Below are 22,585 nucleotides of genomic sequence, written 5' to 3' on the forward strand. Positions count from 1 at the left end.
GAGGCTGTTTGGATTTGGACGGATAACAAGATTCCATTAGCCACGCCCGCTGACACCGGGCCAACGAAGAACTTTGAACCATGGCCACTATCCACGTAGACGGCAAAGAGCTCGAAGTCGATGGGGCAGACAACCTGTTACAGGCATGTCTGTCGCTAGGCCTCGATATCCCTTATTTCTGCTGGCACCCAGCCCTTGGCAGCGTTGGCGCTTGCCGCCAGTGCGCGGTCAAGCAGTACACCGACGAGAACGACAAGCGTGGTCGGATCGTCATGTCCTGCATGACCCCCGCCACCGACGGCAGCTGGATCTCCATCGACGACGAAGAAGCGAAAGTGTTTCGCGCAAGCGTCGTTGAATGGCTGATGACCAACCACCCTCACGACTGCCCGGTCTGTGAGGAAGGCGGTCACTGCCACCTGCAAGACATGACGGTGATGACCGGCCACAACGAGCGCCGTTATCGCTTCACCAAGCGTACCCACCAGAACCAGCAACTGGGCCCGTTCATTTCCCATGAAATGAACCGCTGCATCGCCTGCTACCGCTGCGTGCGCTTCTATAAGGACTACGCTGGCGGCACCGACCTCGGTGTGTTTGGCGCCCACGACAACGTGTACTTCGGTCGCGTTGAAGACGGCACCCTGGAAAGCGAGTTCTCCGGCAACCTCACCGAGGTCTGCCCGACCGGTGTGTTCACCGACAAGACTCACTCCGAGCGCTACAACCGCAAATGGGACATGCAGTTCTCGCCGAGCATCTGCCATGGCTGCTCCAGCGGTTGCAACATCTCCCCGGGCGAGCGTTACGGCGAACTGCGCCGCATTGAAAACCGCTTCAACGGTTCGGTGAACCAGTACTTCCTGTGCGACCGTGGCCGTTTCGGCTATGGCTATGTCAACCGCAAGGATCGCCCACGTCAGCCACTGCTGGCCAACGGCGCGAAACTGAGCCTGGACGAAGCACTGGATAAAGCCGCCGACCTGCTGCGCGGTCGCAACATCGTCGGTATCGGTTCGCCACGCGCCAGCCTCGAAAGCAACTACGCGCTGCTCGAACTGGTCGGCGCCGAGCACTTCTACTCCGGTATCGAAGCCTCGGAGCTGGAGCGCATTCGTCTGGTCATGCAGGTGCTCAAAGACAGCCCGCTGCCGATCCCGAACATGCGCGACGTCGAAGACCACGATGCGATTTTCGTCCTCGGCGAAGACCTGACCCAGACCGCTGCGCGCATGGCCCTGGCCCTGCGTCAATCGGTCAAGGGCAAGGCCGAAGACATGGCCGACGCCATGCGCGTTCAGCCATGGCTCGACGCCGCGGTGAAGAACATCGGCCAGCACGAGCTGAACCCGCTGTTCATCGCCAGCCTGGCTGAAACCAAGCTCGACGACATCGCTGAAGAATGCGTTCACGCTGCACCAGACGACCTGGCCCGCATCGGTTTCGCCGTGGCTCACGCCCTCGACGCCAGCGCACCGGCCGTTGAAGGTCTGGACGCCGAAGCTCTGGCGCTGGCCAAGCGCATTGCCGACGCCCTGCTCGCCGCCAAGCGTCCGCTGATCATTGCCGGTACCTCGCTGGGTTCCAAGGCGCTGATCGAAGCGGCGGCAAACATCGCCAAAGCCCTGAAGCTGCGCGAGAAGAACGGTTCCATCAGCCTGATCGTGCCGGAGGCCAACAGCCTCGGCCTGGCCATGCTCGGCGGCAACTCGGTCGACGAAGCACTGCAAGCAGTGATCGACGGCCGTGCCGACGCCATCGTCGTGCTGGAAAACGACCTGTACACCCGCACCGACAAATCCAAGGTCGATGCTGCCCTGAACGCCGCGAAAGTGGTGATCGTGGCGGACCATCAGAAGACTGCCACCAGCGATCGCGCGCACCTGGTACTGCCAGCGGCCAGCTTCGCTGAAGGCGACGGTACGCTGGTCAGCCAGGAAGGCCGCGCCCAGCGCTTCTTCCAGGTCTTCGACCCGACTTACCTCGACGCGAGCATTCTGGTTCACGAAGGCTGGCGCTGGCTGCACGCCCTGCGTTCGACCCTGCTGAACCAGCCGATCGACTGGACCCAACTGGACCACGTCACCGCTGCCGTTGCTGCAAGCACGCCGCAACTGGCGCGTATCGTCGATGCCGCACCGTCCGCCGCATTCCGGATCAAAGGCCTGAAACTGGCGCGCGAACCGCTGCGTTATTCCGGTCGTACCGCCATGCGCGCCGACATCAGCGTGCACGAACCGCGTACTTCCCAGGATAACGACACCGCGTTCTCGTTCTCCATGGAAGGTTACTCGGGCTCCGCCGAACCGCGTCAGCAAGTACCTTTCGCCTGGTCTCCGGGCTGGAACTCGCCGCAAGCCTGGAACAAGTTCCAGGACGAAGTCGGTGGTCACCTGCGCGCTGGCGACCCGGGCACTCGCCTGATCGAAAGCACCGGTGATTCGCTGAACTGGTTCGCCAGTGTTCCGCGTGCGTTCAACCCGGCGCCAGGCACCTGGCAGGTCGTACCGTTCTTCCACCTGTTCGGAAGCGAAGAAAACTCTTCCAAAGCCGCACCGGTGCAGGAACGCATTCCGGCCGCTTACGTGTCGCTGGCCAAGTCCGAAGCCGATCGCCTAGGTGTCAATGACGGTGCCCTGCTGAGCTTGAACGTTGCTGGCCAGACTTTGCGTCTGCCGCTGCGCATCAACGAAGAGCTGGGTGCCGGTCTGGTCGCATTGCCTGCAGGTATCGCCGGCATTCCACCAGCCATCTTTGGCAAATCCGTTGACGGTCTGCAGGAGGCAGCGCTATGACCTTGTTCACTCCTGAAGTGATCGACGTAATCATCGCGGTCCTCAAGGCCATCGTGATTCTGCTCGCCGTGGTGGTTTGCGGCGCGCTGCTGAGCTGGGTCGAGCGTCGTTTGCTCGCCCTCTGGCAGGACCGTTACGGTCCGAACCGCGTCGGCCCGTTCGGCGCGTTCCAGATTGCGGCCGACATGATCAAGATGTTCTTCAAGGAAGACTGGACTCCGCCGTTCGCCGACAAAGTGATCTTCACCCTGGCACCGGTCGTGGCCATGAGCGCCTTGCTGATTGCCTTCGCGATCATCCCGATCACCCCGACCTGGGGCGTTGCGGATATCAACATCGGCATCCTGTTCTTCTTCGCCATGGCGGGTCTGTCGGTCTACGCGGTGCTGTTCGCCGGCTGGTCGAGCAACAACAAGTTCGCCCTGTTGGGCAGCTTGCGAGCCTCGGCACAAACCGTGTCGTACGAAGTGTTCATGGGCCTGTCGCTGATGGGCATCGTGATCCAGGTTGGCTCGTTCAACATGCGCGACATCGTTGAATACCAAGCGCAGAACATGTGGTTCATCATTCCGCAGATCTTCGGTTTCCTGACCTTCTTCATCGCTGGCGTCGCCGTGACTCACCGTCACCCGTTCGACCAGCCGGAAGCGGAACAGGAACTGGCCGACGGTTACCACATTGAATACGCCGGCATGAAATGGGGCATGTTCTTCGTAGGTGAGTACATCGGCATCGTGTTGATCTCGGCGCTGCTGGTCACGCTGTTCTTTGGTGGCTGGCACGGCCCGTTCGGCCTCCTGCCGCAGATCCCGTTCATCTGGTTCGCACTGAAAACCGCGTTCTTCATCATGTTCTTCATCCTGCTGCGCGCCTCGATTCCGCGCCCACGGTATGACCAAGTGATGGACTTCAGCTGGAAGTTCTGCCTGCCGCTGACCCTCGTCAACATGCTGGTGACCGCTGCGATCGTGTTGCTCAACACGCCCGCCGTCGCGGCTCAGTGAGGATAGAGAATCATGAAGTACATTTTTGACATCGTGCATGGCTTCTTCACCCAGCTTCGCAGCCTGGTGATGATCTTCGGCCACGCCTTCCGCAAGCGCGACACGCTGCAGTACCCGGAAGAACCCGTGTACCTGCCGCCGCGTTTCCGTGGCCGTATCGTCCTGACCCGCGACCCCGACGGCGAAGAGCGTTGTGTAGCCTGCAACCTGTGCGCCGTGGCGTGCCCGGTGGGTTGCATCTCGCTGCAGAAAGCTGAAACCGAAGACGGTCGCTGGTACCCGGACTTCTTCCGCATCAACTTCTCGCGCTGCATTTTCTGTGGTCTCTGCGAGGAAGCCTGCCCGACCACCGCGATCCAGCTGACACCGGATTTCGAAATGGCCGAGTTCAAGCGGCAGGACCTGGTTTACGAGAAAGAAGATCTGCTGATCTCCGGTCCCGGTAAAAACCCTGACTACAACTTCTATCGTGTTGCAGGTATGGCGATTGCCGGTAAGCCAAAAGGCGCCGCGCAGAATGAAGCCGAGCCGATCAACGTGAAGAGCTTGCTGCCTTAAGGAAGAACGATGGAATTCGCTTTCTATTTCGCATCGGGTATCGCTGTTGTGTCCACGCTTCGCGTGATCACCAACACCAACCCCGTGCACGCCCTGCTCTACCTGATCATTTCACTGATCGCCGTGGCCATGACGTTCTTCGCCCTTGGCGCACCGTTTGCCGGTGTACTGGAAGTGATCGCCTACGCCGGCGCCATCATGGTGCTGTTCGTGTTCGTGGTGATGATGCTGAACCTGGGCCCGGCCTCGGTTCAGCAAGAGCGCGTCTGGCTCAAGCCCGGTATCTGGCTGGGCCCGGTCGTACTCGGCGCCCTGCTGCTGGCTGAACTGCTGTATGTGCTGTTCAGCCACTCCAGCGGCCAGGCCCTCGGCCACACCACCGTAGACGCCAAGGCCGTGGGCATCAGCCTGTTCGGTCCTTATCTGCTGGTGGTCGAACTCGCCTCGATGCTGCTGCTCGCCGCAGCCGTCACGGCGTTCCACTTGGGCCGCAACGAAGCCAAGGAGCAATGACGATGCCTGCTATCCCTTTGGAGCATGGTCTGGCGGTCGCCGGCATCCTGTTCTGCCTCGGTCTGGTCGGCCTGATGGTCCGGCGCAACATTCTCTTCGTGCTGATGAGCCTGGAGGTCATGATGAATGCCTCCGCACTGGCGTTCATCGTTGCCGGTAGCCGTTGGGCGCAGCCGGATGGACAGATCATGTTCATCCTGGTGATCAGCCTGGCAGCCGCCGAGGCCAGTATCGGCCTGGCGATTCTGTTGCAGCTGTATCGCCGCTTCCACACTCTCGATATCGACGCTGCCAGCGAGATGCGCGGATGAACCTTCTCTATCTGACTTTCCTGTTCCCCCTGATCGGTTTTGTGCTGCTGGCGTTCTCCCGGGGACGCCTCTCGGAAAACCTCTCGGCGCTGATCGGCGTCGGCTCCATCGGCTTGTCGGCGATCGTCGCGGCTTATGTGATCTGGCAATTCAACGTTGCACCGCCCGAGGGTGGCCACTACACCCTGGTGCTGTGGCAATGGATGGCGGTGGAAGGCTTCACGCCGAACTTCGCCCTGTACCTGGATGGTCTGTCCGTGACCATGCTCGGTGTGGTGGTGGGCGTGGGCTTCCTGATCCACCTGTTCGCGTCCTGGTACATGCGCGGTGAAGCCGGTTACTCCCGCTTCTTCGCCTACACCAACCTGTTTATCGCCAGCATGCTGTTCCTGGTCCTGGCCGATAACCTGCTGTTCGTGTACTTCGGCTGGGAAGGCGTAGGCCTGTGCTCGTACCTGTTGATCGGTTTCTACTACAGCAACCGCAACAACGGTAACGCGGCACTCAAAGCCTTCATCGTGACCCGGGTCGGCGACGTGTTCATGGCCATCGGCCTGTTCATCCTGTTCCAACAACTGGGTACGCTGAATATCCAGGAACTGCTGGTCAAGGCGCCTGAGCACTTCAAGGCCGGTGACTTCTGGATCGTTCTGGCGACCCTGATGCTGCTGGGTGGTGCTGTTGGTAAATCAGCGCAACTGCCGCTGCAAACCTGGCTGGCGGATGCGATGGCCGGCCCTACTCCGGTTTCGGCACTGATCCACGCCGCGACCATGGTAACCGCCGGTGTCTACCTGATCGCCCGTACCCACGGCCTGTTCGCACTGGCGCCGGATATCCTGCACCTGGTAGGTGTTGTGGGTGGCGTGACGCTGGTGCTGGCAGGTTTTGCCGCACTGGTTCAGACCGACATCAAACGTATCCTCGCCTACTCGACCATGAGCCAGATCGGCTACATGTTCCTGGCCCTGGGCGTGGGTGCATGGGATGGCGCGATCTTCCACCTGATGACCCACGCCTTCTTCAAGGCGCTGCTGTTCCTTGCATCCGGTGCGGTGATCGTTGCCTGCCACCACGAGCAGAACATCTTCAAGATGGGCGGCCTGTGGAAGAAACTGCCACTGGCCTACGCCAGCTTCATCGTCGGCGGCGCGGCCCTGGCGGCCTTGCCTCTGGTGACCGCGGGCTTCTACTCCAAGGATGAAATCCTCTGGGAAGCGTTCGCCAGCGGTAACGAAGGCCTGCTGTATGCCGGTCTGGTCGGTGCCTTCATGACCTCGCTCTACACCTTCCGCCTGATCTTCATCACGTTCCACGGTGAAGCGAAGACCGAAGCCCATGCCGGTCACGGCGTTGCTCACTGGCTGCCGCTGTCGGTGCTGATCGTACTGTCGACATTCGTCGGCGCGATGATCGTTCCACCGCTGCACGGTGTACTGCCGGAAAGCGTCGGCCATGCCGGCGGCGAAGCCAAGCACAGCCTGGAAATCGCTTCGGGCGCCATTGCCCTGTCCGGTATCCTGCTGGCCGCGCTGCTGTTCCTCGGCAAGCGTCGCTTCGTCACGGCCATCGCCAACAGCGGCATCGGCCGCTTCCTATCGGCCTGGTGGTTCGCTGCCTGGGGCTTCGACTGGATCTACGACAAACTGTTCGTCAAGCCATACCTTGCGATCAGCCACATTCTGCGCAAAGACCCGCTCGACCAGACCATCGGTCTGATCCCGCGTATGGCCAAAGGCGGTCACACCGCCCTGAGCCACACCGAGACCGGTCAATTGCGTTGGTATGCCGCCTCGATGGCTGCTGGTGCCGTGCTGGTAATCGGCGCCGTCGTGCTGGTAGCGGTCTGACTATGAACCTTGCGAACTTGCGAAAGGAAACGAGCCCGTCATGATTCTGCCATGGCTAATCCTGATCCCCTTCATCGGCGGCCTGCTGTGCTGGATGGGTGAGCGCTTCGGCGCCACCCTCCCCCGCTGGATTGCGCTGATCACCATGTCCCTGCTGCTCTCCCTCGGCCTCTGGCTGTGGGCCAACGGTGACTATTCATTTGCACCAAAGCCTGGTGCCGATCCGACCTGGGCGCTTGAGTTCAAACACGTCTGGATCCAGCGCTTCGGCATCAACGTGCACCTGGCCCTCGACGGTCTGTCGCTGTTGATGATCCTGCTGACCGGCCTGCTGGGTGTCCTCTCGGTACTCTGCTCCTGGAAAGAAATTCAGCGTCATGTGGGCTTCTTCCACCTGAACCTGATGTGGATCCTGGGCGGTGTCGTCGGCGTGTTCCTCGCCCTCGACCTGTTCATGTTCTTCTTCTTCTGGGAAATGATGCTGGTGCCGATGTACTTCCTCATCGCGCTCTGGGGTCACAGTTCTTCGGACGGCAAGAAAACCCGGATCTACGCGGCGACCAAGTTCTTCATCTTCACTCAGGCTTCCGGCCTGATCATGTTGGTGGCGATCCTGGGCCTGGTACTGGTCAACTTCAACGACACCGGCGTGATTACCTTCAACTACGCCGATCTGTTGAAAACCAAGATGTCGCAGACCACCGAGTACATCCTGATGCTCGGCTTCTTCATCGCCTTTGCGGTCAAGCTGCCAGTCGTACCGTTCCACTCCTGGTTGCCTGACGCTCACGCCCAGGCACCGACCGCGGGTTCCGTCGACCTGGCCGGTATCTTGCTGAAGACTGCTGCGTACGGCCTGCTGCGTTTCGCCCTGCCGCTGTTCCCGAATGCCTCGGCCGAGTTCGCGCCGTTCGCCATGACCCTGGGTCTGATCGGGATCTTCTACGGTGCGTTCCTGGCCTTCGCGCAAACCGACATCAAGCGTCTGATTGCCTTCTCGTCCGTTTCCCACATGGGCTTCGTGCTGATCGGCATCTACTCCGGCAGCCAACTGGCGCTGCAGGGCGCGGTCATGCAGATGCTGGCTCACGGTCTGTCGGCCGCGGCACTCTTTATCCTCTCCGGTCAGCTGTACGAGCGCACCCACACCCGCGATATGCGCGAGATGGGTGGCCTGTGGTCGAAGATTGCCTACCTGCCAGCCCTCAGCCTGTTCTTCGCAGCGGCGTCGCTGGGCCTGCCGGCGACCGGTAACTTCGTCGGTGAGTTCCTGATCCTGATCGGCACCTTCGCCAGCGCGCCATGGGTCACCGTGATCGCCACGTCCGGCCTGGTATTCGGTTCGGTCTACTCGCTGATCATGGTCCACCGTGCCTTCTTCGGCCCGTCGAAATCCGACGCGGTGCTGCATGGCATGGACGGTCGCGAGCTGATCATGGTGGTTGGGCTTGCGGCACTGCTGCTTTACATCGGCGTGTACCCGCAACCGTTCCTCGATACCTCTGCCGCGACGATGCATGGCGTGCAGCAGTGGCTCGGCTCCGCCTTCACTCAACTCGCTTCGGCCCGGTAAGAGCGCTATGGAATTCACGACTCAACACTTTATCGCGCTTGCGCCGTTGTTGATCACCAGCGCCACGATCATCGTGGTGATGCTGGCTATCGCGTGGCGCCGCAACCACTCGCAAACCTTCCTGCTGTCGGTGGCAGGTCTTAACCTGGCCTTGCTGTCGATCCTGCCAGCCCTGAAAGTCGCGCCATTGGCCGTGACCCCGTTGCTGCAGATCGACACCTTCGCCTGCCTGTACATGGCGCTGATCCTGGTCGCCACCCTCGCCTGTGTGACCCTCGCCCACGCCTACCTGGGCGATGGCGGTACGGGCTACCCGGGCAACCGTGAAGAACTTTACCTGCTGATCCTGATGTCCGCCGCCGGTGGCCTGGTGTTGGTCAGCGCGCAGCACCTGGCCGGCTTGTTCGTCGGTCTGGAACTGCTCTCGGTACCGGTCTACGGTCTGGTGGCTTACGCCTTCTTCAACAAGCGTTCGCTGGAAGCCGGCATCAAGTACATGGTGCTGTCGGCCGCCGGTTCCGCGTTCCTGTTGTTCGGCATGGCCCTGCTCTACGCCGAAGCCGGCAGCCTGAGCTTCAACGGCATCGGTCAGGCCCTGGCGGCCACCGGCCTGCCTAGCCCGATCGCGCAACTGGGTCTGGGCATGATGCTGATCGGCCTGGCGTTCAAACTGTCGCTGGTACCGTTCCACCTCTGGACCCCGGACGTTTACGAAGGGGCTCCGGCACCGGTGGCAGCGTTCCTGGCCACGGCCTCCAAAGTGGCTGTGTTCGCGGTGATGGTGCGTCTGTTCCAGATCTCGCCAGCGGCGAGCAGTGGCGTGCTGAGCAACGTGCTGACCATCATCGCCATCGCGTCGATCCTGTTCGGTAACCTGCTGGCACTGACCCAGAGCAACCTCAAGCGTCTGCTGGGTTACTCGTCCATCGCGCACTTCGGTTACCTGTTGATCGCCCTGGTGGCGAGCAAGGGCCTGGCCGTGGAAGCCATCGGCGTGTACCTGGTCACCTACGTGATCACCAGCCTCGGCGCGTTCGGTGTGATCACCCTGATGTCCTCGCCGTACAGCGGCCGTGACGCGGATGCCCTGTACGAATACCGTGGCCTGTTCTGGCGCCGTCCGTACCTGACCGCCGTCCTGACCGTGATGATGCTGTCCCTGGCCGGTATCCCGCTGACTGCGGGCTTCATCGGCAAGTTCTACATCATCGCCACCGGCGTCGAATCGCACCAATGGTGGCTGGTCGGCTCCCTGGTACTGGGCAGCGCCATCGGCGTCTTCTACTACCTGCGTGTGATGGTCACCCTGTACCTGATGGAACCGAACCTGCGTCGCCACGATGCGCAACTGCACTGGGAACAACGTGCAGGCGGCGTGATGCTGCTGGCGATCGCCGTACTGGCGTTCTTCCTCGGCCTGTACCCACAACCGCTGCTGAACCTGGTTCAACAGTCGGGGTTGACGGGTTGATCGCGTAGCGTTACTCGCTAGAAAACAGAAACGGCACCTTCGGGTGCCGTTTTTGCGTTTGTGGGATTTGTTACCGCTACCCTCCCCTCCTTCTACAATCCCCGAAACCTCGCGCGGGAACGTCCGTTTCGTCCTACATCCAGCACTGTGCACTTGGCTCTATCTTGAATGACTGGCTAGATCGATAAATCAACGCGAGAAATAACAATGAACCGTAATATCTTTTCCGAACTGGTAGACGGCCTCGACGCCTTGGCCGCTGAGCGCCAGGGTAACGTCACGCTGCTGACCCATCGAGTGAAACGCTCCAAATCGCCCCCCGTCCCCCTTGAAGAATCGCACCTATTTACCACCTCCCAATATTCTGGCTATATTTGTCCAGAATATGGGAGAGAAACCATGATCGTCGTTCCGTTGGCCGAAGCAAAAAATAACCTGTCCAAACTCGTCGATGACGCGGCCGCCGGACAGATCATCACGATTACCAAACATGGTCGGGCCCTTGCGCGTCTGGTTCCGGTGGGAAAACCCCGCGGCCAGCGTATCGGAGCGATGAAAGGCAAACTGGTGCTCCCCGAAGACTTTGACGCCTCATTGCCTGACGACATGCTCGATGCTTTTGAAGGCACTCAAGAATGAGGCTTCTGCTCGACACACATATTTTGCTCTGGACGCTCAGCGATGACCCCAGGCTATCCGGCAAAGCCAGAAAGCTCATTGAGAGTGCTGCCGACATTTACGTCAGCGCAGCGACATTCTGGGAGATGGCGATCAAGATTGGGCTGGGAAAACTGGACGTTGACCTGGAAGAAATCCGCCAGTACTGCCTCGACAGCGGTTTCATCGAGCTGCCTGTGACCTCAGAACACGCCATTGCCGTGAAGGACCTCGAACATCACCATCGGGACCCGTTTGACCGCCTCATTGTTGCAATGGCCATGACAGAACCCATGAAACTCCTCACCGCCGATCCATTGGTTGCCCGGTACACGGATCTGGCTGTTTTGGTCTGATCAGGCAACACCACACCCACATGACGAAATTGTAATTCCCCCATCACCTTGGCGTTATCCGCAGCTTGCAACGATGTCACCCGGCGACCATGCCGGCGGGCCCTTGCCCGCCGAACAATAAAACCCACGCCGAAGCACGTTCCCGTTCTGCCGAACCCAAGGAGTGATTGATGGTTAACAATACAAAAATGTCGATAGCCGCTTTAGCGGTGGTTGTCGGCTCCGGGCCGTCCATGGTGTTGGCGGAAGAAAAACCCGAGGGGTTTATCGAGGGCAGCAGCCTGACGGTGCTCAACCGCAACTTAAGTCGAGTCCCACCGGCAATGGTTATTCCGAGGCCTGGGCTCACGCGGTCATCAGCAAGTTCGAATCCGGCTTCACCCAAGGCACCGTTGGATTCGGGGTCGATGCGTTTGCGATGATCGGCTTGAAACTCGATACCGGTGACGGGCGCAACGGTGGCCGTAGTTCTTTCGACGTGTTGCCGGTCGACAGCGATGGTCAGGCGCGGGATGAATACACCAAGGTCGGTGGCGCCGCCAAAGTGCGCGCCTTCGATACGGTGGTGAAGGTCGGCGATGTGTTCCCCGCCAACCCGGTGGTTGCGGCGGGTGACTCCCGACTGTTGCCGGAAAGCTTCCGGGGTGTCACGGCCACCAACACCAGTATCGAAGGTCTGTCGGTACAGGGCGGTCGCTTGCATGCGATGAGCCAACCGGTGTCCAGCGACATGCGCGAAAACTTCGCGACCTTCTACGCCGGTCCAGTCAACTCGCCGTGGATCGGCTATCTCGGTGGCGACTATGCACTGAACAAAAACCTCAGTTTCAGCCTGTATTCCAGTCGCCTCAAGGACGCCTGGAATCAGTATTACGCCGGCACCGCATGGACTTATCCGCTGTCGGATGACCTGTCGCTATTCGGTGGCTTGAACTATTACAAGGCGGTCGACGAAGGCAAACAACTGCTCGGCGAGTTCGACAACAACATCTGGAGCGGCCGTGTCGGGGTGAAACTCGGCGCCCACTCCGTTGCCTTGTCGCACCAGCGCAACAACGGCAACGACGACTTCGATTACCTGCGCCAGTCCGACTCGATCTTCCTCGACAACTCCATCCAGTACAGCGACTTCAACTCACCCAAGGAACGTTCCTGGATGGTGCGTTACGACCTCGACATGAGCAGCTATGGCGTGTCGGGCTTGTCGTTCATGACCCGTTACGCCCGCGGCACCGACGCCGATTACTCCAACGCCAACGCCGTGTACATGCGCCGCGATGCCGACGGCAACCCACTGACTGACCAGAAGCGCTGGGAGCGTGACATCGAAGTCAAATACGTGGTGCAGAGCGGCTCGCTGAAAGACATGTCTCTTCGTTTGCGCCAGGCCACCACCCGCGCCACGGCGTTTGAGTCGGATCTGGATGAAGTACGGGTGATTGTCGAGTATCCGCTGGCGATTCTCTGACTTCACGGTTTATGCAAATTCACCTTTAGAAGCTCCTTGCTCCTTTGGTAAGAGGTGAATCTTTTGGCGTCCTTCGGGGCGCCTTTTTTATGTCCGTGGATTGAGCACTGCAGGAGCAGCCTTCGGCGACGCCTACAGGGTCGGCTTCTGTTTCGGGAGGGGTTGGTGTTGGCTTTTTCATGATTTCGGCATTCAGCGTGATGGTTAGAGCTGCCCCATTCGGTTACACGCGAAAAGGAGGCAGCTGTACGCAGGCTGGAACCCGGGCCACTGAGCAAAACCCGACAGACTCGAAGTCTCCCGCGCACAGCCGCCATAACGGAGTGCGCACATCAAGGTGCACAAGCTTACGTCATGAAAGGCGCATTTGCTTTCAGTGGAGCCGCGGGGTTCCAATCCCGATCGCTGAATTGGCAGCGACAAACACAGGCTAGAGAGCGGACGTCCGACGGACAACCTGAAACATTGTGGGAAGCCTCCCTACTTTCGCCACATCCGTTAAACATCCCGAATTGAAATACTCAACGTAGGTTGGAGGCCCTCTGTGCCCTCACCCGCCCTGTCGGCGGCAATCGCCTGCCACGGTGTATTTGATGGTATTGAGTTGGCCCTTTGAATCTTCATAGGTCATGGCAGTCGGCACCACGGAGCAGGCAACTTGCGGCCGCACAACGCTCACCACTTTGACCACATCCAGTTTCATCCCGTATTCGTAGTCTTTCACCACCGGTGCAGGTTTGCCCTGGTTGGCCGCGTACTGCTCCATGGCTTTGGCGTTGGCACTGAATGCCCTCTCAAACGTCCGGTCACCGCCGCCTTCTGCCAGCGCATTCAACGACATCGCCATCACACCGACGAACGCCATCAACTTAAAAACTTTCATATCCAGTACCTTCAAATCCAGGCTCAAAAAAAAGCCCACCATCGGCCTTCGATGACGGGCTAGTTCAAGTGCGACACGCTTACAAGTCTTTGGTCTTGTCGTCCTTTTTTTCATTCAACACGACGGGGTTGCGCGCCTGTTCCTTGGCGACAAACGCCTCCACCGAACGGTCATTGGCCGCCATCATTTTCTCAAAGACTCTGTCGCCGCCACCTTCAGCCAAAACAACAGAAGACATCACCAACGCCGCTGCGAACGCACTCAGTTGTACAAATTTCATGCTTGATTCCTCGTTTAATTAACTAACGGGATCAAGGTAACAATCCGAACCTTTCGTGACGGTGGCGCGCAAATTACATATCCGTTATCTGGCGCTGCCACAGGAGGACCACCTACTTGGTTGAAGCTGCGTCTTCGTCACGTCGATGCGCGAGCTGATACAGCGCCGGCAAAATCAGCAGCGTCAGGATGGTCGAAGACAGAATCCCGCCGATCACCACCGTCGCCAACGGTCGCTGCACCTCGGCACCCGTGCCGGTCGCCAAAGCCATGGGAATGAAGCCCAGGGACGCGACCAGCGCCGTCATCAACACCGGGCGCAGACGCGTGAGCGCCCCCTCATTGATTGCATCAGCGAGCGAACGCCCCTCCTCCCGCAAATTGCGGATAAACGCGATCATCACCAGACCGTTGAGCACCGCCACCCCCGACAGCGCAATGAAACCAACGCCCGCCGAGATCGACAGCGGAATGTCCCGCAGCCACAGCGCCATGACGCCCCCGGTCAACGCAAACGGAATCCCGGTGAACACCAGCAAGCCGTCCTTGAGGTTGTTGAACATCATGAACAGCAAGCCGAACACCAACAGCAAGGCCACCGGCACCACGATCTGCAAGCGTTTGGCCGCCGACTGCAACTGCTCGAACTGCCCGCCCCAGCCGGTCCAGTAACCCGCCGGAACCTGCACATCGCGCTCGATCACCTCACCGGCCTCTTTAACGAAGGAGCCAATATCGCGCCCACGCACGTTGGCGCTGACGATCACCAGCCGCTTGCCGTTCTCGCGGCTGACCTGATTCGGCCCGAGCACCAGATCAAGGCTGGCGACGTCCTTGAGGGCGATGAAGCCAATCCGATCGGCCGCGCCATTCAGGGGCGCCGGCACCGGAATCAACAGTGCCGACAAACCTTCGATGTCCTTGCGCATGGCATCGGACAGGCGCACCACCATGTCGAAACGCCGATCGCCTTCATACAATGTCCCGGCCTGACGCCCGCCGACTGCCACCGCAATGGTGTCTTGCACGTCACCGACGTTGAGCCCGTACCGCGCCGCCTTGTCGCGATCGATGTTGATGGTCAGCACCGGCAGGCCGGTGGTTTGCTCGACCTTGACCTCGGACGCGCCGTTGACCTTCTGCATGGCGGCGGCGATCTTCGCCGCCGTAGCGTTGAGCACGTCCATGTCATCCCCGAACACCTTGACCGCCACATCGCTGCGCACGCCGGAGATCAGTTCGTTGAAGCGCAACTGGATCGGCTGCGACAGTTCATAGTTGCTGCCCGGCAGCGTCGCGGCGGCTTGTTGCAGTTCGGCCATCAGCGTTTCGCGGGACTTGCCCGGATCCGGCCACTGCACCTTCGGCTTGAGCATCACGTAGCTGTCGGAGATGTTCGGCGGCATCGGGTCGGAGGCGATTTCGGCGGTGCCGGTACGGGCGAACACGCGCTCGACTTCGGGCACCTTGTTGAGGATCAAGGTCTCCAGACGCTGCTGCATATCCACCGATTGCGTGAGGCTGGTGCCCGGCACGCGCAAGGCTTGCAGGGCAAAATCGCCCTCACTGAGGCTCGGCACAAACTCGCTGCCCATGCGGCTGGTAAGCACGCCGCTGAGCACAATCACAGCCAGCGCCGCACCCACCGCCATGGCGCGATGGGACATCACCCACGCCAGCGCCGGCGCATAAACGCGACGCGCGCCGCGCATGACCACGCCCTCTTCTTCCTTGACCTTGCCGGTGACAAACAACGCGATGGCCGCCGGCACAAAGGTCACCGACAACAGCATGGCGCCCAACAGCGCGATGACCACCGTAAAGGCCATCGGGTGGAACATTTTTCCTTCGACACCGCTCAGGGCGAAGATCGGCAGGTACACGACCATGATGATCAACTGGCCAAAAATCAGCGGCCGCCGCGCTTCTTTGGCCGCCGCGAATACTTCGTGGAAACGCTCGGAACGGCTCAGTAAACGCCCGTGATGCTGCTGCGCATGGGCCAGCCGTCGCAGGGTGTTTTCGACGATCACCACCGCGCCGTCGACGATGATGCCGAAGTCGAGGGCGCCGAGGCTCATCAGGTTGGCGCTGACTTTGTTGGTGAACATGCCGGTGAAGGTGAACAGCATCGACAGCGGAATGACCATCGCGGTGATCAACGCCGCACGGATGTTGCCCAGGAACAGGAACAGAATCGCGATGACCAGAATCGCGCCTTCCATCAGGTTCTTCTTCACCGTGGCGATCGCCTTGTCCACCAGGTGCGTGCGGTCATACACCGGCACCGCGATCACGCCTTTGGGCAGGGAACGATTGATCTGCTCAAGCCTGGTCGCCACTGCCTGGGAGACCGTTCGGCTGTTTTCGCCGATCAGCATGAACACCGTGCCCAGTACCACTTCGCGACCGTTTTCGGTGGCGGCACCGGTACGCAGTTCGCGACCGATGTCTACCGTCGCGACGTTCTTGATCCGGATCGGCGTTCCGTCGACATTGGCCATCACGATATTGGCGATGTCGTCAGTGCTCGCCACTTGCCCGGGCGCGCGAATCAGCAGCTGCTCACCGCTGCGCTCGATGTAACCGGCGCCGACGTTGGCGTTGTTGCGCTCCAGCGCCGTGACCAGATCGGTGAGGGTCAATTTGTAAGCCGCCAGCCGTTTCGGGTCGGGGGCGATCTGGTATTCCTTGGCGAATCCGCCGATGGTGTTGATCTCGGCCACACCGGGCACGTTGCGCAATTGCGGCTTGATGATCCAGTCCTGAATCACCCGCAAATCGGTTGACGTGTAGGCGGTGCCGTCGTCCTTCAGCGCACCGTCCTGTGCCTCCACCGTCCACAGGAAAATCTCCCCGAGCCCGGTGGAAATCGGCCCCATCAGCGCTTCCGCGCCCTCGGGCAATTGCTCCCTGGCGATCTGCAAACGCTCGTTGACCAATTGCCGGGCGAAGAACAGATCGGTGCCGTCCTTGAAGATCACCGTGACCTGCGACAGCCCCGAACGCGACAGCGAGCGGGTCTGCTCCAGCGCCGGCAAACCGGCCATGGCGGTTTCAATCGGGAAGGTGATGCGCTGCTCGGTTTCCAGCGGCGAGAACCCGGCCGCGCCGGTGTTGATTTGCACCTGGACGTTGGTGATGTCCGGCACGGCGTCGATCGGCAGTTTTTGGTAACTGGCGACGCCGAGGCCGGCCATGAGGAGAACGGCGAGCAGCACGATGATGCGCTGCTCGATGGCAAACTGGATCAGGCGTTCGAACATGAGAACCTTCCGGTCGAGGTTGACGGATCAGTGGGAGCCTTCAATGAGAGTGCTCGGCCGAGGCTTTGCCCAACTCCGATTTGAGGACGAAGCTGCCGGCACTGGCGACTTGCACGCCCGGTTCCAGCCCTTGGGTGACTTCCACCAAGCCGGCCGCGCGACTGCCCAGCTCCACCGCTTGCGCCTTGAAGCCGTCATCGGTGCGCACGAACACCGTGGGTTTGTCCTCGACGGTCTGGATTGCGGTTTCAGGTACGGCGACCCTGGCTTGGCGACTGTCAGTCGCCACCAGCACGGTGACGAACAGGCCGGGGCGCCACGAGCCTTGCGGATTTTCCAGGGTCACGCGGACCGTTGCAGTGCGGGTCTGTTCACCGAGCAGACTGCCGACGTAGGCCACGGTGCCGGCGACTTCAGCATTGAGTTCCGGGGCGCTGACGGTGACCGGTTTGCCCACTTGTACCTTGGTCAGATCCTTGGGCGAAACGCCGAACGTCACCCACACCCGCGACAGGTCGGAGAGCGTAAACGCCGCCGTGGTTTCATCGACCACCTCCCCCGGCGTCAGGTGTTTTTCCACCACCACACCGTCGAACGGCGCGCGCAGTTCATAGCGATTGCCGCCGGTGGCGACCACGCTGCCGCTGAGCACGCTGATTTTTTGCCGGGCATTGGTCAGGGCAATTTCGGCTTCTTCCAATGCCTGGCGTGCCTGAAGGAAATCCTGCTCGGCGGAGATCTTGTCCTGCCACAGCTTTTTCTCGCGTTCGTAAGTGGTGCGCGCCAAGGTCAGGCGACGCTGCGCGGCTGCCTGTTCGCTGCGCTGATCAGAAATCTGCTGACTGGCGATCACCGCCAGCAACTGCCCCTTCTTCACCGGCTGCCCAAGATTGACCGATACCGACTCGACCACCCCGGGCACCCGAGGCACCACGTGCGCGGTACGGTCTTCGTCAAAGCGCACTTCGCCGGGGTACGGCAAGCCGAGGCTGATGCTCTGCGCCCGCGCTTCGGCCAGTTGAATGCCCGCCGCAGCGATCTGTTCGGTGCTCAGCTCCAGGTGCCCTTCTTCTATATGTTCACCGTCGGCTGCTGCGCCTTCTTCAGCATGACCGGCGTGTTCCGCCGCTTCATCGGCGTGAGCGTCGATGGACGCATTGCCCGGCCACATCGAGCCAATACCAATGCCCAGCGCCAACGTCGCCGAAGCCACCACGATCAGTTTTTTTTCCATGGAAACTCCTCTGCGCCATGCCATCGCGCAGTGATTTGAAAGATGAAATTCAAGGGCTGACGGTGAGGTCGCCGAAAATGCGTTCAATGCGTACTCGCGCGTCCGTCGCCTCGCTGACGGCCTGGATGTATTGGCTGCGTGCGCTGATCAGGGTGCGCTGGGCGTCGAGCACATCGAGGAAGCCGAACTTGCCCATTTCGAAACCGCGCGTGGCGCTGTCGACCGCACTTTGCGCAGCGGGCAGGATGGTCTGGTTGAACGCTTCGACTTCGCCGTTGGCGGTCTGCCATTGCTCAAGGGCGGTCTGGATTTCCGTGCGCAAACGCAGCTCGGTGGCGTTGCGCAGGTCCCGCGCCTGATCGCTGCGCCGGGCTGCTGCCAGCACGTTGCCCTGATTGCGGTTGAACAGCGGAATCGGCAGCGACAGCCCGACTACGTTGACCCGCTCGCGCTCGGTTTCGCTGTATTGGCTGCCAATGCTCACGGTCAGGTCGGGAATGCGTTGCGACTTTTCCAGACCCAGTGAGGCTTCGCGCTGATCGATCTGCAATTTGGCCAGACGCAGCTCGGCGGTCTCGTTCAGGCGCTCCAGCAATCGACTTGCCGATGGCACGGTGGGCATGCTTTGCGCGGCCGCTTGCACGGTGGTCGAGGTTGGCAACGGTGCGCCCATGATCTGCGCCAATTGCTGGTAGGCGTTGGTCCGATCGCGTTCGGCGCGGCTCAGTTCCAGGCGCACTTCGGAGAGTTGCACGCGCGCCCGGGTGCCTTCGACTGGCGATGATTTGCCGGCCTCGATGCGTCCTTGGGCAACGCGCAAACCGTGTTCGGCGAGTTGCAGCGACTGACGAGACAACTGCAAGCGTTGTTGCGCGGTCCGGGCGCTGTTGAACGTCTGAATCACATCGGCGCGCAAGGCATTGCGCTTGCGCTCCCACTCGATCCCTGCGGCGTCCTGTGCGCGGCTGGCGACGTCGATCCGTGCGCCACGTTTGCCACCCAGTTCGATCGGTTGGCTGAGCATCACCGTGGTGGTTCGCGAGTCGCGCCGGGTGTCTTCGGCCTCCCACGACACTTCGGGGTTGGGGATCAGACCGGCCTGTTTGCGCTCACCCTCGGCGATGCCGATTTCCCACTGCGCCGCCGCCAGATCCGGGTTACCGGCGAATGCCGTTTGCAGGGCTTGATCGAGGGTCAGGGTCGATGCATGCACAAGCCCCGTGCCGGCCAGCAACACAACGCTGGCCGTCACTGTCCTCGCTGTTTTTTTCAGGCGTGCTCGCGCCGTCCGTTCTTTTAAACCGGGCAATGGAAGACTTCCTTTATTCAAGAATCTTTGATGCCACCACGGTAGGGTTTTGAACTTATCGGCAAGGTGACTGGAACATTACAAATCCGTCATCCTCGGTTTATGGAAGTTGTTTTGATCTAGGATGCGAAGTGCGATAGGCGACATAGCAATACATGGAAACAAATACACGGTAGTTATCTGCCAAACAGCACTTGCCTGAATCTGGCGCATGGGCATTCGGGCTTACCTGCTGCGACAGGCTGTCGCAGATGACTATATTCAGGGCTCAAGACTCAGCATTTCAGTTGACCCTGTAGCCACTACAGCCTTTACCTTGCACGCCATCACACAGGGAAACCGCTGTAGGAAACCACCAACTCACAACCTCTAGTCGTTATTCAAATCCGTCCGGAAGCCCCTACAAAAACAACAACTTTCCCGGCCACCTTAATTAAATATCCATTAAATAAAAGTGGTGATAAATCATGCGAATCCTTGTCGTCGAGGACGAGCTTAAAGCTGCCGAATACTTGCATCAGGGACTGACGGAAAGTGGTTATATCGTTGACCACGCGGCCACTGGCGCCGACGGACTGCATCTGGCGCAACAGCAGGCATACGACCTGGTGATCCTGGATGTGAACCTGCCGGAACTCGATGGCTGGGGCGTGCTGGAACAATTGCGTCGCACCCACTCCACCCGGGTGATGATGCTCACCGCCCGCGGGCGTCTGGCCGACAAGATTCGTGGTCTGGATCTGGGTGCCGACGATTATCTGGTCAAGCCATTCGAGTTTCCGGAATTGCTGGCGCGGGTGCGCACGCTGATGCGCCGCAGCGAAAACATCCCGGTGCCGCAGGTGCTCAAAGTCGCCGACCTGGAACTTGATCCCGGCCGTCACCGCGCCTTTCGCGGCGAGCAGCGCATCGACCTGACCACCAAGGAGTTCGCCCTGCTGCATCTGCTGATGCGCCAGTCCGGGGAAGTGCTCACCCGCACCCAGATCATTTCGCTGGTGTGGGACATGAATTTCGACTGCGACACCAACGTGGTCGAAGTGTCGATCCGGCGTTTGCGGGCGAAGATCGACGACCCGTTCGACAGCAAACTGATCCACACCCTGCGCGGTGTCGGCTATGTGCTGGAGGCGCGGGAATGAAGCCGGCCAGCCTGTCGATGCGCCTGGGCCTGACGGTGAGTATTCTCGGCGCGCTACTGGTGGTGTTCCTGGCGATCCTTGCTTACTTTGCCCTGACCCATGAGTTGAACGCGTTATCCAGAAACAGCCTGGCCCAGAAGGTGGAACAGGTGGAACACAGCCTGTCGCTGTACGCCGATGCCGCAGAAATTCGTTCGGCGCCGCACATTCTGCTCGATCAGGTCATGGGCCATGACAACCTCACCCTGACGATTTATGACCGCAGTAACTTGCGCACGCCACTGTTGAAATCCGGCTCCGGCATGGCCGACCCGCGCCTTGAACGCAAGGCTGTACTGGCCGCCGACGAACCACTGGCGTTCTCCGACGGTACCGACGATCAAGGCAAGCGCTACCTGACCGCTTCTCGGTTGGTCCGCATCAAGGACGGCACCCGCGTCCCGCTGCTGCTGTCGATGGACGATGCCCACAATCAGGCGTTGCTCAGCGCCTATCTGCGCTCGACGCTGATTGCTTTGCCATTGCTGCTGATCTTCATCGGCCTCAGTGCCTGGGCCGCCGTACAGCGGGGGCTGATGCCGTTGCGCGAGTTTCGCAAAGTGGCGGCGATGGTCTCGACGCAAGACCTCGGCCATCGGCTGTCGGTGCTCGACATGCCCCAGGAACTCAGCGAACTGGCCCAGGGGATCAACGTCATGCTGGATCGCCTCGACAATGGTGTGCAGCAGTTGTCGCAGTTCTCCGATGACCTGGCCCATGAACTGCGCACGCCGATCAACAATTTGATGGGCAAGGCACAAGTGACGCTGTCCCGGGAACGCCCGGCCGAGGCGTACAAAAACGTCTTGGTATCCTGCACCGAAGAACTGGAGCGCGTCGCGCGGATTGTCTCGGACATGCTGTTTCTGGCGCAGGCCAGCAACCCGGCAGCGCTCACGCCTTTCGAGTCGGTCGCCCTGGAAGAAGAAGTCGAGAAAGTGGCCGACCTGTTTTCCTTGTCGGCGCAAGACAAGCGCATCAGCCTGAGCGTGACCGGCAGCGCACGCGTGCTGGGCGACCGGCTGATGATTCAACGGGCGATCTCGAACCTGCTGTCCAACGCCCTGCGCCACTGCCCGACCGGGCAAACGGTTTCGCTGCATATTGAACAAGAGGCGACACTGGTTGCACTGGAAGTCAGCAACCCCGGCGCGGGCATCGAAGCGCAGCATCTGCCGCACCTGTTCGACCGCTTTTACCGGGTCGACAGCAGCCGCTCCCGCTCACAAGGCAGCACCGGACTGGGCCTGGCCATCGTGCGATCGATCATGAGCCTGCATCAGGGGGTGGCACAGGTTAAAAGCTCGCCTGGGACGTTGACGGTGTTTCGATTGGGATTTCCCACCCCCCGATGAGTAGATGCCCAATCATTCAACCTGCATTTTTTCTGAAACGCCTTCATGCGCGATAGGAAAAATCGTCGCGCGAAGAATCCTGAAGAGCCACAAAAGTCAGTCATCACGATTTCGCACCTCCATGCAGCTGAAATTTCCGACAAGTGCATGCGTCGAAATCGTTGGGGCGGGTATGTTCCGCAATACCGTCCCATTCACCACCCGCCGATGCATCACGAAAAAATCGTCAAGCCGACAATTGATGTGTACGTATTTCAACACCCCTTGAATATGTTTTTTGAAACTTCCTGTCACTTTTGACCGAGCCAATACCTGTCTTATACATTTGCTCCGTGCTCGATACAGCACATCCAATGTCTAACAAAAAGAGAGTTTAATTATGGGTTATATGGGTAACTGGAACGCCAACAAAGTGATCGACCTTGAACAACAGGAAGCGCCTACGCCAGAGCAGGTTGAAGAACTGCAACTGACTGAGGCTGAACGGTCCGAACTGGAAGCTGTATAAAAAACGGGGGGCCG

Annotated in this window: 18 protein-coding genes and 1 pseudogene; 14 read left to right on the forward strand and 5 right to left on the reverse strand. The window is 60.2% G+C overall.

Annotation, left to right across the window (positions count from 1 at the left end):
- Positions 1-80: 80 nt before the first annotated feature.
- The 11 genes and pseudogenes from nuoG (at position 81) to PSH69_RS18650 (ending at position 12,556) form a co-directional block, all read left to right on the forward strand.
- Positions 81-2,795: an NADH-quinone oxidoreductase subunit NuoG gene (gene nuoG / locus PSH69_RS18600; RefSeq protein ID WP_018925510.1), complete on the forward strand. Its 2,715-nt coding sequence runs from the start codon at positions 81-83 to the stop codon at positions 2,793-2,795.
- Entirely contained in the window at positions 2,792-3,799 is a 1,008-nt protein-coding gene (nuoH, locus tag PSH69_RS18605) for an NADH-quinone oxidoreductase subunit NuoH (protein WP_019648467.1), read from the forward strand. Before nuoG ends, nuoH begins: the two co-directional genes overlap by 4 nt.
- Before the next feature lie 12 nt (positions 3,800-3,811).
- Positions 3,812-4,357, forward strand: coding sequence for an NADH-quinone oxidoreductase subunit NuoI (gene nuoI, locus PSH69_RS18610; RefSeq protein ID WP_007940875.1), 546 nt, complete (start codon positions 3,812-3,814; stop codon positions 4,355-4,357).
- Between the two features lie 9 nt (positions 4,358-4,366).
- Entirely contained in the window at positions 4,367-4,870 is a 504-nt protein-coding gene (gene nuoJ, locus PSH69_RS18615) for an NADH-quinone oxidoreductase subunit J (protein ID WP_019580075.1), read from the forward strand.
- A gap of 2 nt (positions 4,871-4,872) precedes the next feature.
- Positions 4,873-5,181, forward strand: a complete 309-nt coding sequence (gene nuoK / locus PSH69_RS18620) for an NADH-quinone oxidoreductase subunit NuoK (RefSeq protein ID WP_007940879.1) — start codon at positions 4,873-4,875, stop codon at positions 5,179-5,181.
- A complete protein-coding gene (gene nuoL / locus PSH69_RS18625; protein ID WP_305409385.1) occupies positions 5,178-7,031 on the forward strand; it encodes an NADH-quinone oxidoreductase subunit L in 1,854 nt (617 codons plus the stop codon). The genes nuoK and nuoL overlap by 4 nt, the downstream gene beginning before the upstream one ends.
- Before the next feature lie 40 nt (positions 7,032-7,071).
- Positions 7,072-8,604: an NADH-quinone oxidoreductase subunit M gene (gene nuoM, locus PSH69_RS18630; RefSeq protein WP_028941267.1), complete on the forward strand. Its 1,533-nt coding sequence runs from the start codon at positions 7,072-7,074 to the stop codon at positions 8,602-8,604.
- A gap of 7 nt (positions 8,605-8,611) precedes the next feature.
- Positions 8,612-10,075 (forward strand): NADH-quinone oxidoreductase subunit NuoN, encoded by a 1,464-nt coding sequence (gene nuoN, locus PSH69_RS18635; RefSeq protein WP_305409386.1) that lies wholly within the window; start codon positions 8,612-8,614, stop codon positions 10,073-10,075.
- A gap of 207 nt (positions 10,076-10,282) precedes the next feature.
- Positions 10,283-10,714 carry a type II toxin-antitoxin system Phd/YefM family antitoxin gene (locus PSH69_RS18640; RefSeq protein WP_305409387.1) on the forward strand — a complete coding sequence of 144 codons (432 nt, stop codon included), beginning with the start codon at positions 10,283-10,285 and terminating at the stop codon, positions 10,712-10,714.
- Positions 10,711-11,088 carry a type II toxin-antitoxin system VapC family toxin gene (locus PSH69_RS18645; protein WP_305409388.1) on the forward strand — a complete coding sequence of 126 codons (378 nt, stop codon included), beginning with the start codon at positions 10,711-10,713 and terminating at the stop codon, positions 11,086-11,088. The genes PSH69_RS18640 and PSH69_RS18645 overlap by 4 nt, the downstream gene beginning before the upstream one ends.
- Positions 11,089-11,258: 170 nt before the next feature.
- Positions 11,259-12,556 (forward strand): annotated as a pseudogene (locus PSH69_RS18650) (OprD family porin).
- 550 nt (positions 12,557-13,106) lie between these two features.
- On the opposite strand, the gene PSH69_RS18655 reads toward PSH69_RS18650, so the two are convergent.
- The 5 genes from PSH69_RS18655 to PSH69_RS18675 form a co-directional block, all read right to left on the reverse strand.
- Positions 13,107-13,439, reverse strand: a complete 333-nt coding sequence (locus PSH69_RS18655) for a DUF2790 domain-containing protein (RefSeq protein WP_305409389.1) — start codon at positions 13,437-13,439, stop codon at positions 13,107-13,109.
- Positions 13,440-13,518: 79 nt separating this feature from the next.
- Positions 13,519-13,719 carry a co-regulatory protein PtrA N-terminal domain-containing protein gene (locus PSH69_RS18660; RefSeq protein WP_018925500.1) on the reverse strand — a complete coding sequence of 67 codons (201 nt, stop codon included), beginning with the start codon at positions 13,717-13,719 and terminating at the stop codon, positions 13,519-13,521.
- Between the two features lie 112 nt (positions 13,720-13,831).
- On the reverse strand, positions 13,832-16,984 hold the full coding sequence (locus tag PSH69_RS18665; RefSeq protein ID WP_305409390.1) for a CusA/CzcA family heavy metal efflux RND transporter: 3,153 nt from the start codon (positions 16,982-16,984) through the stop codon (positions 13,832-13,834).
- 40 nt (positions 16,985-17,024) lie between these two features.
- Positions 17,025-18,218, reverse strand: a complete 1,194-nt coding sequence (locus PSH69_RS18670; RefSeq protein WP_305409391.1) for an efflux RND transporter periplasmic adaptor subunit — start codon at positions 18,216-18,218, stop codon at positions 17,025-17,027.
- A gap of 49 nt (positions 18,219-18,267) precedes the next feature.
- Positions 18,268-19,527, reverse strand: a complete 1,260-nt coding sequence (locus PSH69_RS18675; RefSeq protein WP_305409392.1) for a TolC family protein — start codon at positions 19,525-19,527, stop codon at positions 18,268-18,270.
- A 467-nt stretch (positions 19,528-19,994) separates the two neighbouring features.
- Here PSH69_RS18675 and PSH69_RS18680 point away from each other — a divergent pair, with 467 nt between their 5' ends.
- The 3 genes from PSH69_RS18680 (at position 19,995) to PSH69_RS18690 (ending at position 22,571) form a co-directional block, all read left to right on the forward strand.
- Positions 19,995-20,669 (forward strand): heavy metal response regulator transcription factor, encoded by a 675-nt coding sequence (locus tag PSH69_RS18680; protein WP_007940896.1) that lies wholly within the window; start codon positions 19,995-19,997, stop codon positions 20,667-20,669.
- Entirely contained in the window at positions 20,666-22,063 is a 1,398-nt protein-coding gene (locus PSH69_RS18685) for a heavy metal sensor histidine kinase (RefSeq protein WP_305409393.1), read from the forward strand. The genes PSH69_RS18680 and PSH69_RS18685 overlap by 4 nt, the downstream gene beginning before the upstream one ends.
- Before the next feature lie 379 nt (positions 22,064-22,442).
- The gene (locus PSH69_RS18690; protein ID WP_018925495.1) at positions 22,443-22,571 is read left to right on the forward strand and encodes a hypothetical protein; all 129 of its coding nucleotides are present in this window, start codon (positions 22,443-22,445) and stop codon (positions 22,569-22,571) included.
- Positions 22,572-22,585 lie beyond the last annotated feature (14 nt).

It is taken from the genome of Pseudomonas sp. FP1740, from assembly GCF_030687165.1.
In the GTDB taxonomy this organism is placed as follows: Bacteria; Pseudomonadota; Gammaproteobacteria; order Pseudomonadales; family Pseudomonadaceae; genus Aquipseudomonas.